The sequence below is a fragment of the Micromonospora palythoicola genome (genome assembly GCF_036689795.1).
Classification (GTDB): Bacteria; Actinomycetota; Actinomycetes; order Mycobacteriales; family Micromonosporaceae; genus Micromonospora; species Micromonospora palythoicola.
The window spans coordinates 114,861-127,615 of record NZ_JBAGKI010000001.1 but is presented as its reverse complement, the minus strand read 5'-3'; the positions used below and the strand labels follow the sequence as shown (position 1 = coordinate 127,615).

Below are 12,755 nucleotides of genomic sequence, written 5' to 3'. Positions count from 1 at the left end.
GGCGCGTTGCGGCCGCCGGACGAGAAATGTGATCACCAAGACGGGCGTGTCGTAACGCGAAGCGGTGCGCCGGAGCCGGTAATGGAGATACCCTGCGCCGGTGAGGTCACCACGGCGCTGCTCCCGCAACGGCTGCCCCCGGCAAGCGGTCGCCACGCTGACCTATGTCTACAACGAGTCGACGGCCGTGGTGGGCCCGCTGGCCGCCTTCGCCGAGCCGCACACGTACGACCTCTGCGAGCCGCACGCCCGCAGCCTGACCGCTCCGCGCGGCTGGGAGGTCGTCCGCCACGAGGGCGAGTTCGAGCCGCCGCCGCCCACCACCGACGACCTGGTCGCACTCGCCGAAGCGGTCCGCGAGGCCGCCCGCCCCGCCCCCCGTCCTCCCCAGGACGACCAGAACCACCCCTCCACACCCCCCGCCGCGTCCTCAACCTCCCGCCGCGGCCACCTCCGCGTAATCCCCCCCACCCACTAACCCAACCCAGCCGTCTGTCGGCGTTGATCAAGAAGTTTTGGTCGCGTTCCGAGCCCTGGGGCGACCAGAACTTCTTGATCGCGGGGACGGCGTCGTTGGGTGGGCGTCGGCGCTGGGGCGACTGCGACTGGGCGTCGGCGGGGCGTCTCGGGGGCGTCTGGGGTGCGCCTCGGATGTGCGAAACAGTCCTGGTGCAACACGCCGGCAGGCGACGGACACGGCGACTCCTGGTGACTAGCGTGCGCCGGAGGGTGACGCGAGTCGGGAGGGCGCGATGGGCAACGGGACTGTGGGCAACGAGGCGCTGCGGGTGGCGATGGCGGACAAGGGCGAGACGGCCGAGTCCCTGGCCGGGAAGGTGGGCGTCGACCCGAAGACGGCGGCTCGCTGGCTGGCGGACGGGCGGATCCCGCATCCGCGGACCAGGATCGCCGTCGCCAACCTCCTCGGGCGCAAGGCCGCCGAACTCTGGCCGGAGCCGTTCCGCCGCCGGGACCTGCCCTGGTTCCGGGCGTGGGCGGAACTGGAGCAGGACGCCCGGTCCCTCCGGTCGTACGAGCCACTGCTCGTGCCGGGGCTGCTCCAGACCGAGGCGTACGCCCGGTCGGTGCTGGCCACCGGCGGCCTGCTGTCGCCGGCGGAGGTCGACGAGATCGTGGTGGCGCGGCTGGCGCGGCAGCGGGTGCTGGAGCGGGAGACCCCGCTTCAGTTGGTCGCGGTGATCGACGAGGTGGTGCTGCGGCGGCCGGTCAGCCGCGATCCGAGCGTGATGGCGGAGCAGTTGGCCCAGCTGGCCACGCTGGGTGAGCGGGAGCACGTGCAGGTCCGGGTGATTCCGGCGGAGAACCCGTGGCACACCGGCCTGGCCGGGCCGTTCGTGCTGGCCCGGATGCCGGACGGCGCGGAGGCGGCCTATCTGGACAATCAACTGCGCGGTCAGGTGGTGACCGACAGTGCCGACCTTGCTAGCCTGGGCGCGAGGTGGGAGAGCGTCACCGGTGAGGCGCTGCCCCGCCGACGGTCCATCGACCTGATCAGGGAAGTGGCGACGACATGGAGTTGACCGGCGCCAGCTGGCGTACCGCCACCCGCAGCAGCAACAACGGCGGCAACTGTGTCGAGGTGGCCGACAACCTGCCCGGCCGGGTGCTGGTGCGCGACAGCAAGGACCGGACCGGCGGCACCCTGGCCTTCACTCCGGCCGCCTGGCGTGCCTTCGTCACGCAAGCCAAGCATCGCGCCTGATCTGGAGGGCGACGACATGGAGTTGACCGGCGCAAGCTGGCGTACCGCCACCCGCAGCAGCAACAACGGCGGCGACTGTGTCGAGGTGGCCGACAACCTGCCCGGCCGGGTGCTGGTGCGCGACAGCAAGGACCGGACCGGCGGCACCCTGGCCTTCACCCCGAGCGCCTGGCGTGCCTTCGTCACCAGCACCGTCCGCAGTACCGTCTGAGCCGCCACTCTGCTTCGCCTACCGGCCCGGTCGCCGCATCCGGTGCCCCGCCCGCCACGTCGCCCGGCTGGTCGCCCCGCTCAGTCGCCCGGCTGGTCGCCCCGCTCAGTCGCCCGGCACCCTTTACCCGGCCCCCTTCAGCCGGTCCTCTCGCCCGGCTCGGTCGTCGAGATGCGGCATCTTGCGGTCTTAGGCGACCTGGATGGCGCGGGATGCGGCATGTCGAGTGGATCAAGCGGCCTGGGTGGGCCAGGTGGCCTGCCTGGGTCCGGCCCGCGTGGGTCCGGCCCGCGTGGGTCCGGCATGCGTGGGTCTGGTCTGGGCGAGCGAGGGGTCTGGGTGGGTCAAGCGGTCTGGGTGGGCGAGTGGTCTGGGTGGGGCGAGCGGTCTGGTTTGGGTCGAGGGGCCGGTGGCGGGGCAGGGTGAGTCAGGGAAGGTGCCCGGGGCGTGGCCGGCACCCTCGCCTCATGTCAGGATCATTCGTCTGTCGCCGCCGGCTCTCCAGCCCCAGCCGGCGGCCCACCCTCGTCCCGTCGCCCACGATCATTGATAGGAACCGTCTCATGCGTGGTGCCCACCGGCCCTTCACCCGGCGTGGCCTGCTCACCGGCACCCTCGGCTCGGCCGCCCTCCTCGCCGGCGGCGGCACCCTGACCGGCTGCGGTACCCCCGCCGCGCAGCAGACCGAGGAGGGTTGCGTCAGCGAGGATCTGTCCGGCGCGGAGCGGACGCTGGCGTTCTCCAACTGGCCGCAGTACATGGACGTGGACCCCGACGACGAGTCGAAGCGCCCCAGCCTGGACGGTTTCGTCAGCAGGACCGGCATCCAGGTGACCTACGCCGAGGACATCAACGACAACAACGAGTTCTTCGGCAAGGTGCAGAACCAGCTCGCCGCCTGCCAGAGCACCGGGCGGGACATCATGGTGCTCACCGACTGGATGGCCGCCCGGATGATCCGGCTCGGCTGGATCCAGAAGCTTGACAAGTCGAAGCTGCCGAACGTCGAGGCCAACCTCCTGCCGTCGCTGCGGAACCGGCCCTTCGACACCGCGGACCAGTACGCGATCCCGTGGCAGTCGGGCCTCGCCGGACTGGCCTACAACGGCCGGGTCACCGGCGAGATCCGTACCGTCGACGAGCTGCTCACCCGCCCCGACCTCAAGGGCAGGGTGACCGCGCTCAGCGAGATGCGCGACACCATGGGACTGCTGCTGATGTCCAACGGCCACGACCCGACCGACTTCACCGCCGCCCAGTTCGACGACGCGCTCAACAAGCTCAGGCGGGCCGTCGACTCCGGGCAGATCCGCCGGTTCACCGGCAACGACTACGCCCCGGACCTGGCCAAGGGCGACATCGCGGCGTGCGTCGGCTGGTCCGGTGACATCATCCAGCTCGGCTTCGAGGACGAACGGATCAAGTTCGTGGTGCCCGAATCGGGCGTACTGCTCTGGTCGGACAACCTGCTGGTGCCGAACCGGGCCGGTCACAAGGCCAACGCCGAGGAGCTGATCAACTACTACTACGATCCGGCCGTCGCCGCTCAGCTCGCCGCGTACGTCAACTACATCTGCCCGGTGCAGGGGGCGCAGGCGGAGCTGGAGAAGATCGATCCGGAACTGGCCGCGAATCCGCTGATCTTCCCCGACGAGGCCATGCTCGCCAAGGCCAAGGTCTTCATGGCGCTCGACGAGCCGCAGGAACGGGAGTACGAAACGAAGTTCCAGCAGGTCATCGGGGCGTGACGGTGGCTGCGCAGACCCCGGCCGGCGATCTGAGGCTGGTCAACCTCACCAAGACGTTCGGCGCCTTCACCGCGGTCGAGGAGCTGGACCTGACGGTCCCGCAGGGCTCGTTCTTCGCCCTGCTCGGCGCCTCGGGCTGCGGCAAGACCACCACCCTGCGGATGGTCGCCGGCCTGGCGGAACCGACCCGCGGGCGGGTGCTGCTCGGTGACCGGGACATCACCCGGCTGCGGCCGTACAAACGACCGGTCAACACGGTGTTCCAGAGCTACGCGCTCTTCCCGCACCTGGACGTCTTCGAGAACGTCGCCTTCGGGCTGCGGCGGCGCGGCATCCGCTCGGTCGACGGCCAGGTCCGGCGGATGCTGTCCCTGGTGCAGCTCGACGGGTACGAGCGGCACCGCCCCGCCCAGCTCTCCGGCGGCCAGCAGCAGCGCGTCGCGTTGGCCCGGGCACTGATCAACCACCCGCAGGTGCTGCTGCTCGACGAGCCGCTCGGTGCGCTCGACGTCAAGCTGCGTCGCCGGATGCAGATCGAACTCAAGCGCATCCAGACCGAGGTGGGCGTCACGTTCGTGCACGTCACTCACGACCAGGAGGAAGCCATGACCATGGCGGACGCGGTCGCGGTGATGAACGCCGGCCGGATCGAGCAACTGGGCGCGCCGGCCGAGCTGTACGAGTTCCCGGCGACCGCCTTCGTGGCGAACTTCCTCGGCCAGTCCAACCTGATCGCCGGTGACGTCTCCGGCGGCAACGGCGGTGACCTGCTGGTCACCGCGCACGGCGCGCGGTTCTCCGTGCCGTCGGCGCGGTCCCGCGCCGCCCAGGGTCCGGTTCTCCTGGGCGTACGCCCGGAGAAGCTGCACCTGGCCGCGGCGGCCGGGCAGGTGCCGACCGGCCACCAGCACGTCGAAGGCAGCATCACCGACGCCTCCTATGTCGGGGTGAGCACGCAGTACCTGCTGCGTACCGGCTGGGGCGATGAGCTGAGCGTCTTCGTCGCCAACAGCGGTGCCCAGGAGCGTTTCGCCGTCGGGGAGCGGGCCGTGGCGTACTGGGATCCGCGGCACGCCTTCCTGCTCGGCCGGCACGTCGACGACGACCGGACCGCCCCGATGCGGGACGAACCGGTCGGCGCGGCCCGGTGAGCCCACGAAGCGAGGCGGGGGCGTGAGCGCACCGGCCCAGGCACCCCCCGGTGCCGGGGAGCAGCCGGCGTCGCCGTCACCTGGTGGCCGGCCGGAGCATCGCCGGTTCCTGCCGTACCTGCTGTTGCTGCCGGGCGCGGCCTGGCTGTTCCTGTTCTTCGTCGTGCCGTTGGTGCAGCTCGCCGCGGCCAGCCTCTACGACCCCGCCGGCTCGCTCTCCACCGGGTACACGCTGACCTGGGCGTTCGGCAACTACCCGGCGGCCTTGCAGGCGTACTGGCCGCAGTTCGGCCGGTCCTTCGGGTACGCCGGCATCGCGTTGGTGCTGGCGCTGCTGATGGGCTACCCCTTGGCGTACGCGATCGCGCAGCGGGCCGGCCGGTGGAAGAACCTGCTGCTGGTCTGCGTGATCGCGCCGATGTTCACCAGCTTCCTGCTGCGTACCCTGGCCTGGAAGACCATCCTGTCGGACAACGGCTGGCTGGTCGGGCTGCTGCGCGACGTGCACCTGCTCGGCCCGGACGGCCGGCTGCTGGCCACTCCGGTCGCGGTGGTGCTCGGCCTGACGTACAACTTCCTGCCGTTCCTGGTGCTCCCGCTGTACGCGAGCCTGGAACGGCTGGACCGCCGGCTGCTGGAGGCGTCCAGCGACCTGTACGCCAGCCCGCTGCAGACGTTCCGGCGGGTCACCCTGCCGCTGTCGATGCCCGGCCTGACCGCCGGCACCCTGCTCTTCTTCATCCCGGCGACCGGCGACTACCTGAACGCCGAACTGCTCGGCACCCCGAACGAGTACATGATCGGCAATGTCATCGACTCGGCGTTCCTGGTCCGGCTCGACCATCCGCAGGGCGCGGCGCTGTCGTTCCTGCTCATGACGGCGATCCTCGCGGTGGTCTTCGGCTACCTCCGCCGCACCGGGACGAGGGACGTCCTGTGAGCGTGAGGAGTGCAGCGCAGCGGAGCCCCGCAGTCGCGAATCAAAGGCGGGCCCTGTGAGCGTGAGGAGTGCAGCGCAGCGGAGCCCCGCAGTCGCGAACGAATGGCAGGCACCGTGAGGATCTCCCGCTGGTTCGCCGAGCACTGGGTGCTGGGCGTGGCGCTGCTGGTGCTCGGTTACCTGTTCCTGCCGATCGCGGTGGTCGCCGCGCTGTCGTTCAACCGCCCCTCCAGCCGGCTGTCGTACGACTTCAACGAGTTCACCCTCGACAACTGGCGCAACCCGTGCGCCACCTCGGAGATGTGCGAGGCGGTGCTGCGCAGCGTCCAGATCGGGTTCCTCGCCACCGTGGCGGCGACCCTGCTCGGCACGCTCATGGCGTTTGCCCTGGCCCGGCACCGGTTCCGGGGTCGGTCCACCCTCAACGTGCTGATCTTCCTGCCGATGGCGACGCCGGAACTGGTGATGGGCACGTCGCTGCTCGCCCTCTTCGTCTCCGGCGGGGTGCCGCTCGGCTTCTGGACCATCGTCGTCGCCCACGTCATGTTCTGTGTGTCGTTCGTGGTGGTGACCGTGAAGGCCCGGCTGAGCGGGATGGACCGGCGGCTGGAGGAAGCCGCGATGGACCTGTACGCCGGCGAGTGGCAGACGTTCCGGCGGATCACCCTGCCGCTGGTGCTGCCCGGCATCGTGGCCGCCGCCCTGTTGGCGTTCTCGCTCAGCTTCGACGACTTCATCGTCACGAACTTCAACTCGGGCACCACCGTCACGTTCCCGATGTACGTCTGGGGTGCCGCCCAGCGGGGCATCCCACCGCAGGTGAACGTCATCGGCACGGCCATGTTCGGAGTCGCGCTGCTGCTGGTGCTGGCCACCTCGCTGCGCGCCCGCCCCTGACCCGACGCGCCGCCACCCCCGCGATCTTGCAGTTTCGGTCGCCATTATGAGCGCTTCAACCGGAAATGTCGCGTCGAAAAGTGCAAGATCGCGGAGAAGGTGGGGTGGGGTAGCACGAGGGTCGGGGTTGGGGGTGGTTTTCCACAGGAGGGAGGGTTGTCCACAGGGGAGTTGGTGGGGGCGGAACGGTGGGTGGCGGGACGGGGAGGGTGTCCGCATGATTGCTCAACTGTGGCGAGTGGAAACTCTGCTGCGGACGCTCAGCGCCCGACGACTTCGTACCCGACTGGGCCGGGAGGAACTGCGCCGCGTGCGGAGGGGTGTCTATGCCGATCAACCCCTCGATGACGACGACGAACTGCGGGCGCTGCTGCTGTGTCTGCCGGAGGGCGCCGTGCTGACCCGACAGACGGCGGCCCGACGGTACGGCTTCGGCGTTCTGCGCGACGACCTCGTGCACGTCCAACTGCCGGCCATCGCGCCGAAACCCCGGCTACCCGGGCTGGTCGTGCATCGGTCCGTGCTGCCGGTGCAGCCGGTCCTCGTCGGTGGGCTGCCCTGTGTGCCGGCGGCGCGCTGCGCGATCGACCTGGCGCGTACGGTGCGGCGGCTCGACGCACTTCCCGTGTTGGACTGCGCTCTCAGGTCCGGTGCCGTGAGCCCCGACGATCTGATCGCCGAGGTGTGCAGGCATCGGGCATTGCGCGGGGTGCGACAGGCGCGCGAGTTGGTGTCGCTGGCCGACGGCCGGGCGGAATGCCGCCAGGAGAGTCAGTTGCGGTTGGTACTGGTCGACGGGCGGCTACCGCCACCTGAGCCGCAACTCTGGGTGCACGACGCCGACGGCTTACAGCGATATCGCCTGGACCTCGGCTACCGCGAACGCAGGGTCGGCATCGAGTACGACGGTGTCTCCCATCTGGGTCGCGAGAGCCTCAGGTACGACCGGGAACGTGTCAACTGGCTCGACGCGCAGGGCTGGCGGATGCGGTACTTCACCGATCGCGACCTCTACCGTCGCCCCAACTACATCATCGCCACCATCCGAACCGCCCTCTCCTGACGCCCCCACCCCGCCCGCCTCGCACCCCACCTGCCCCGCGATCTTGCACTTTCTGTCGGTGCAAAAGCGCTCTAACAAGACATTTCGGCGACCAAAAGTGCAAGATCGCGGGGGCGGGGCGGGGCGGGGCGGGGCGGGGTGGGGCGGGGCGGGGTTGGCGCGCGGTTACGTGGAGTATTGGGGTGGCGGGCGCTTACGGAACCCTTAACTCCTGCCTGGGAACGTATGGCCGACAGCGAGGACCACGGGGAGCGGAAGCGTGCGGGTGCTGGTGGCGGACGACGAGCGGTTGTTGGCGGACACCGTCGCGGAGGGGCTGCGTCGCCTCTCGATGGCGGTGGACGTCTGCTACGACGGTGACGGAGCGTTGGAACGGGTCGGGGTGAACCGGTACGACGTCGCCGTGCTGGATCGGGACATGCCGGGACATACCGGTGACGAGGTGTGCCGCAGCCTGGCGGCGTCCGGCTCCGGTACCCGGGTGCTGCTGCTCACCGCCGCCGCCGGCATCCGCGACCGGGTGGAGGGCCTGGGGCTGGGTGCCGACGACTACCTGACCAAGCCGTTCGCCTTCGCCGAGTTGGTCGCCCGGGTACAGGCACTGGGACGGCGCTCCGCCCCGGCCGTGCCGCCGGTACTGCGGGCGCACGACGTCGTCCTGGACGTGGCGCGGCACACGGTCACCCGAGCCGGCCGGCCGGTCGGCCTGAGCCCGAAGGAGTTCGCGGTGCTGCACGTGCTGCTCCGCGCCGAGGGCCGGGTGGTCAGCGCCGAGGACCTGCTGGAACAGGCGTGGGACGAGTTCGCCGATCCGTTCACGAACGTCGTCCGGGTCACCGTGATGACGCTGCGCAAGAAGCTCGGCGAGCCGCAGGTCATCCACACGGTGCCCCGCGCCGGGTACCGCATCGGCGGTGCCGAGTGACCCCGCGCTGGCGGGTCGTGCTGGTCGGCGTGGTCGCGCTGTTCGTCGGATACGCCGCTCCCGAGCTGGCGAGGTGGGCCCTGAGCCAGGTGTGGCTCTGGGGCACGCGGCTCTGCGGCACCGGTTTGCCCGGGTCGAGCGTGCTCTGCGGCCAGGCGTACAACTTCCTCGATCTGGTCCTGGCACTCGCCCCGCTCGCCGTGCTCCTGGTCGCGGTGATCGGGGTCTGGGCCGGCGCGCTGTGGTGCCTGCGTCCGGTGCGGGATCTGGCCGGGCCGGTCGCGCAGGTCGGGCCGCAGAATCTCGGTCACCGGCTCCGCCCGCGCGGCAACGACGAACTGGCCCGGCTGGCCCGGTCCATCGACGAGATGATGGAGCGCATCGCCGCCGGTTACGAGGGTCAGCGACGGTTCGCCGCGAACGCCTCCCACGAACTGCGTACGCCGTTGGCGGTGCAGCGGACCCTCATCGAGGTCGGGATGGCCCGCTCGCTCACCGGTGAACAGCTGGAGTTGCTGACCGGCCAGTTGCTGGAGACCAACGAACGCAACGAGCGGCTGATCGAGGGGCTGCTCGCGCTCAGCGAGAGCGACCAGGGGTTGCGTTCCCGTACCCCGCAGCGACTCGACGAGATGGTGACCGGGGTGCTGGCCACGTACCAGGACCGGATCACCGAGGCCGGGTTGACGGTGCAGAGCCACCTGGAACCCCGGCTGGTGATGGGCGAGCGGGTGCTGCTGGAACGCCTGGTGACCAACCTGGTGGAGAACGCGATCAAGTACAACCGACCGGGCGGCACCCTCACCGTCACGGTCGGCCGCAGCCCGGCCCTGACCGTGGCCAACACGGGCCAGGTGGTGCCGGCCGAGGCGGTCGCCGGGCTCTTCGAGCCGTTCCGCCGCCTGGCCCGGGACCGGACGAACCACAGCGGTGGTGCCGGCCTCGGCCTCGCCATCGCCCGCTCGATCACCCAGGCCCACGACGGCCTGATCGCCGCTCGCCCCGCCGAGTACGGCGGACTGCGGGTGGACGTCCAACTACCCACCGCACCCTGACCCGGCCGCCAGGCCGGCAAGCGAACCCACGAACGGGGCCGAACAGATCGGCAGCCCGACCTTCGGCGTGCCTGCGACCTGATCGGCGTGGCCGCGACCTGGCCGGTGGCACCGCTCGTGGCGACGGCGTCTCACTGATCGACTTCGAAGGAGAGGACATGACCCACACCGATCCCCCCGGAGCCGTCCCGGCCCCGATCGACGTGCCGGAGGCAGCTCGATGGCTGGCCGGCCGGGTGGTGCGTACCCCGGTGCTGAGCGCACCGGTGATCGACCGGCTGGCCGGTGCCCGGGTGCTGCTGAAGGCGGAGAACCTCCAGGCCGGCGGCTCGTACAAGATGCGCGGCGGGCTGTTCGCGGTGGGTCGGCTGGCAGCGGCCGGGCGCAGCGGGGTGGTCGCGCAGAGCACCGGCAACCACGCGGTGGCGGTGGCGCTCGCGGCGCGCGCGTTCGCACTGGCCGCCACGGTGGTGCTTCCGGTCGACGCGGCGGCGACGAAGGTGGCCCGGGCCCGCGCGGCGGGAGCCCGGGTGGTGCTCGCCGGTACGACGGTCGAGGAGCGACTGGCCGTGGCCCGTCGGGTGAGCGACGAGACCGGCCACCCGATCGTCGACGCGTACGACCATCCGGACGTCGTCGCCGGGCAGGGCAGTGCCAGCCTCGAACTGATCGAGGAGGCCGAACGGGCCGGCACCCCGCTGGACGCCCTCGTGCTGCCGGTCGGTGGGGGTGGTGGTGCGGCCGGTGCCTGTCTGGCCGCGACCGGCCGGCCGATCGAGGTGTACGGGGTCGAGCCCCGTGGCTGCGACTCACTCGCCCGCAGCCTGGCCGCCGGTCGACCCGTCGCGGTCCCGCCGGCACCGACGATCGCCGACGGACTGCGTCCGTCCTGTGTGGGTGACCTGCCCTTCGCCGTGCTGCGCGACCGGCTGCGTGCCGTGGTGCGGGTGGACGACGACGAGATCGCGGCGGCCTTCCGGTTGCTGCTGCTGGAACTGAAGGTGCTGGCCGAACCGTCGGGAGCGGCGGGCCTGGCCGGCGCGCTACGGGTCGCCGCCGACTGGAGGCCGCACTCGCTCGGCACCGACCACGGGCTGCGCTCGCTCGGGTCGGGCGGGACGCGGCGGTTGACCGCCGCCGAGCGGTTGCCGGCGGCGGCCGGTGCCCGGCAGCGCACGATCGGCGTGGTGCTGACCGGCGGAAACGTGGAACCGGAACTGGTCGCCCGACTGACGGCGACCGCCCGAATCGAGGAAGAGGTGGCAGTGGCGTGAGCGCGCCGGTACGCATTGGAATTCTGTTCGGCGGCCCGTCGGCGGAGCACGACGTCTCCTGCGCCTCCGCGCTCGGCGTGGCTCGGGCGCTGGCCGGCGGTGGTTACCGCATCGTCGCCATCGGGGTGACCCGTACCGGCGGGTTGCGGCTCGTGCCGGACGCGGCGCTGTCCGGGTTTCTCGCCGGCACGCCGTCCGAGCGGGCGATCGACGACCGGCTGACGGTGATCGGTCCGGCGGTGGAGTTGCGGGCCGGGCCGCGGTCCGGCACGGCGGTGGTGACCGCGATGGACGCCCCCGGCGCGGTGCACGCCGAGCTGGACGTGGTCTTTCCGGTGCTGCACGGTCCGTTCGGTGAGGACGGGGTGGTGCAGGGGCTGCTCGAATCCCTGGGTGTGCCGTACGTCGGGTGCGGCATTCTGGCTTCGGCCGTGGGCATGGACAAGGTGGCGATGAAGCGGGCGTTGCGGGCCGAGGGAGTGCCGATCACCCCGCACGTCTCCTTCGACGCGACCACCTACCGGACCACGGAGGATCCGGAAAAGCTGGTGCTGGGCCTGCGTCGCCCGGTGTTCGTCAAGCCGGCCCGGATGGGCTCCTCGATCGGCATCTCCCGGGTGGCCGAGGGCGACGATCTGGCGGCGGCGATCGAGGAGGCGCTGCGACACGACACGGTGGTCGTGGTGGAACAGGGGGTCAGCGGTCGGGAGCTGGAGTGCGGTGTGCTCGGCGGCACCCGCCCGGACGCGTCAGCGGTCGGCGAGGTACGGGTCAGTGGCGGCTGGTTCGACTACCGCCAGAAGTACTTCGGCGACACCGATCCGATGATCGTCCCGGCCTCGCTGCCCCCGGAGGTGACCGAGCGGATCCGGGACCTGTCCGTGCGGGCGTTCGCCGCGATCGGTGGCTGGGGCCTGGCCCGGGTCGACTTCCTGTTCGACGAGGTCGCCGGCGAGTTGTACGTCAACGAGTTGAACACCATGCCGGGCTTCACCGCGCACTCGATGTACCCGAAGGTGTGGGCGGCGGCCGGTGTCGACTACCGGGAGATCCTGGATCGTCTCGTCGCGTTGGCCTTCGCCCGGCACGTGCAGCGGCCCGGCGGGGGAGCCGGACGATGATCCTGCTCTGCGATCCGCGGGTCGCGGCGGTCCGCGGCGCCGATGACGGTGCGCCGTTGGTCGACCTGCGCGAGGTTCCCGAACTGCGGCTGGACGCGCGGGCAGCCGATCCGACCGGTGCGTACGCGCGGCTGCGCCGGCCAGTGGTGGACCGCCTGTTGGCGGCGCAGCGCGCGCTGCCCGACGGGATGCGCCTGCTGATCGTCGAGGGCTACCGGCCCCACCAGGCGCAGTTGGACATCTTCACCGGCTACCGGGAGGAGCTGCGCCGCAGCCACCCGGACTGGTCGCCGGAGCGGCTGTACCGGGAGACCACCAAGTTCGTCTCACCGGTGGAGGTGGCCCCGCACAGCACCGGCGGCGCGGTGGATCTCACGTTGTGCACCGTGGACGGCGTCGAGCTGGACATGGGCACGGCGGTGGACGCCACCCCGGAGGCGAGCGACAACGCCTGCTTCACCGCCGCCTCGTCGATCGGCGCCGACGCCCGCCGGCACCGGCAGATCATGGCTGCCGCCCTGCGCGGGGCCGGCCTGGTGAACTACCCGACCGAATGGTGGCACTGGTCGTACGGGGATCGCTACTGGGCGTTGCTGACCGGTGCCCCGCATACCCGTTACGGCCCGGTATGACGGTTTTGTCGCGGG

At 71.1% G+C, this 12,755-nt stretch carries 14 protein-coding genes; all 14 read left to right on the top strand.

Going from position 1 to position 12,755, the window contains the following annotated elements:
• The first annotated feature begins 100 nt into the window (after nucleotides 1–100).
• The 14 genes from V5O40_RS00550 to V5O40_RS00485 all read left to right on the top strand — a co-directional run bounded on the left by V5O40_RS00550 (nucleotide 101) and on the right by V5O40_RS00485 (nucleotide 12,740).
• The gene (locus V5O40_RS00550) at nucleotides 101–478 is read left to right on the top strand and encodes a DUF3499 domain-containing protein (RefSeq protein WP_269739754.1); all 378 of its coding nucleotides are present in this window, start codon (nucleotides 101–103) and stop codon (nucleotides 476–478) included.
• 274 nt (nucleotides 479–752) lie between these two features.
• Nucleotides 753–1,541: a helix-turn-helix domain-containing protein gene (locus V5O40_RS00545; protein ID WP_332903572.1), complete on the top strand. Its 789-nt coding sequence runs from the start codon at nucleotides 753–755 to the stop codon at nucleotides 1,539–1,541.
• A complete protein-coding gene (locus V5O40_RS00540; protein ID WP_332903571.1) occupies nucleotides 1,532–1,723 on the top strand; it encodes a DUF397 domain-containing protein in 192 nt (63 codons plus the stop codon). The genes V5O40_RS00545 and V5O40_RS00540 overlap by 10 nt, the downstream gene beginning before the upstream one ends.
• Before the next feature lie 16 nt (nucleotides 1,724–1,739).
• On the top strand, nucleotides 1,740–1,934 hold the full coding sequence (locus tag V5O40_RS00535) for a DUF397 domain-containing protein (protein WP_332903570.1): 195 nt from the start codon (nucleotides 1,740–1,742) through the stop codon (nucleotides 1,932–1,934).
• Nucleotides 1,935–2,497: 563 nt separating this feature from the next.
• A complete protein-coding gene (locus tag V5O40_RS00530) occupies nucleotides 2,498–3,682 on the top strand; it encodes a polyamine ABC transporter substrate-binding protein (protein WP_332903569.1) in 1,185 nt (394 codons plus the stop codon).
• The gene (locus tag V5O40_RS00525) at nucleotides 3,679–4,833 is read left to right on the top strand and encodes an ABC transporter ATP-binding protein (RefSeq protein ID WP_332903568.1); all 1,155 of its coding nucleotides are present in this window, start codon (nucleotides 3,679–3,681) and stop codon (nucleotides 4,831–4,833) included. The genes V5O40_RS00530 and V5O40_RS00525 overlap by 4 nt, the downstream gene beginning before the upstream one ends.
• Nucleotides 4,834–4,855: 22 nt before the next feature.
• On the top strand, nucleotides 4,856–5,773 hold the full coding sequence (locus V5O40_RS00520; RefSeq protein ID WP_332903567.1) for an ABC transporter permease: 918 nt from the start codon (nucleotides 4,856–4,858) through the stop codon (nucleotides 5,771–5,773).
• A 114-nt stretch (nucleotides 5,774–5,887) separates the two neighbouring features.
• On the top strand, nucleotides 5,888–6,670 hold the full coding sequence (locus V5O40_RS00515) for an ABC transporter permease (RefSeq protein ID WP_332903566.1): 783 nt from the start codon (nucleotides 5,888–5,890) through the stop codon (nucleotides 6,668–6,670).
• A 217-nt stretch (nucleotides 6,671–6,887) separates the two neighbouring features.
• Entirely contained in the window at nucleotides 6,888–7,733 is an 846-nt protein-coding gene (locus tag V5O40_RS00510; protein ID WP_332903565.1) for a DUF559 domain-containing protein, read from the top strand.
• 259 nt (nucleotides 7,734–7,992) lie between these two features.
• Complete coding sequence (locus tag V5O40_RS00505) at nucleotides 7,993–8,658, top strand: response regulator transcription factor (RefSeq protein WP_332903564.1); 666 nt, start codon at nucleotides 7,993–7,995, stop codon at nucleotides 8,656–8,658.
• Nucleotides 8,655–9,713 carry a sensor histidine kinase gene (locus V5O40_RS00500; protein WP_332903563.1) on the top strand — a complete coding sequence of 353 codons (1,059 nt, stop codon included), beginning with the start codon at nucleotides 8,655–8,657 and terminating at the stop codon, nucleotides 9,711–9,713. The genes V5O40_RS00505 and V5O40_RS00500 overlap by 4 nt, the downstream gene beginning before the upstream one ends.
• A gap of 158 nt (nucleotides 9,714–9,871) precedes the next feature.
• The gene (locus tag V5O40_RS00495) at nucleotides 9,872–10,987 is read left to right on the top strand and encodes a threonine ammonia-lyase (RefSeq protein WP_332903562.1); all 1,116 of its coding nucleotides are present in this window, start codon (nucleotides 9,872–9,874) and stop codon (nucleotides 10,985–10,987) included.
• The gene (locus tag V5O40_RS00490) at nucleotides 10,984–12,108 is read left to right on the top strand and encodes a D-alanine--D-alanine ligase family protein (RefSeq protein ID WP_332903561.1); all 1,125 of its coding nucleotides are present in this window, start codon (nucleotides 10,984–10,986) and stop codon (nucleotides 12,106–12,108) included. Before V5O40_RS00495 ends, V5O40_RS00490 begins: the two co-directional genes overlap by 4 nt.
• Nucleotides 12,105–12,740, top strand: a complete 636-nt coding sequence (locus V5O40_RS00485; protein ID WP_332903560.1) for a M15 family metallopeptidase — start codon at nucleotides 12,105–12,107, stop codon at nucleotides 12,738–12,740. The genes V5O40_RS00490 and V5O40_RS00485 overlap by 4 nt, the downstream gene beginning before the upstream one ends.
• Nucleotides 12,741–12,755: the final 15 nt, after the last annotated feature.

Excerpts from the sequence above, each read along its gene's own strand:
- V5O40_RS00530 (WP_332903569.1), top strand. The coding sequence starts at position 2,498 with ATGCGTGGTGCCCACCGGCCCTTCACCCGGCGTGGCCTGCTCACCGGC.
- V5O40_RS00540 (WP_332903571.1), top strand. The coding sequence starts at position 1,532 with ATGGAGTTGACCGGCGCCAGCTGGCGTACCGCCACCCGCAGCAGCAAC.
- V5O40_RS00510 (WP_332903565.1), top strand. The coding sequence starts at position 6,888 with ATGATTGCTCAACTGTGGCGAGTGGAAACTCTGCTGCGGACGCTCAGC.
- V5O40_RS00495 (WP_332903562.1), top strand. The coding sequence starts at position 9,872 with ATGACCCACACCGATCCCCCCGGAGCCGTCCCGGCCCCGATCGACGTG.
- V5O40_RS00545 (WP_332903572.1), top strand. The coding sequence starts at position 753 with ATGGGCAACGGGACTGTGGGCAACGAGGCGCTGCGGGTGGCGATGGCG.
- V5O40_RS00535 (WP_332903570.1), top strand. The coding sequence starts at position 1,740 with ATGGAGTTGACCGGCGCAAGCTGGCGTACCGCCACCCGCAGCAGCAAC.
- V5O40_RS00485 (WP_332903560.1), top strand. The coding sequence starts at position 12,105 with ATGATCCTGCTCTGCGATCCGCGGGTCGCGGCGGTCCGCGGCGCCGAT.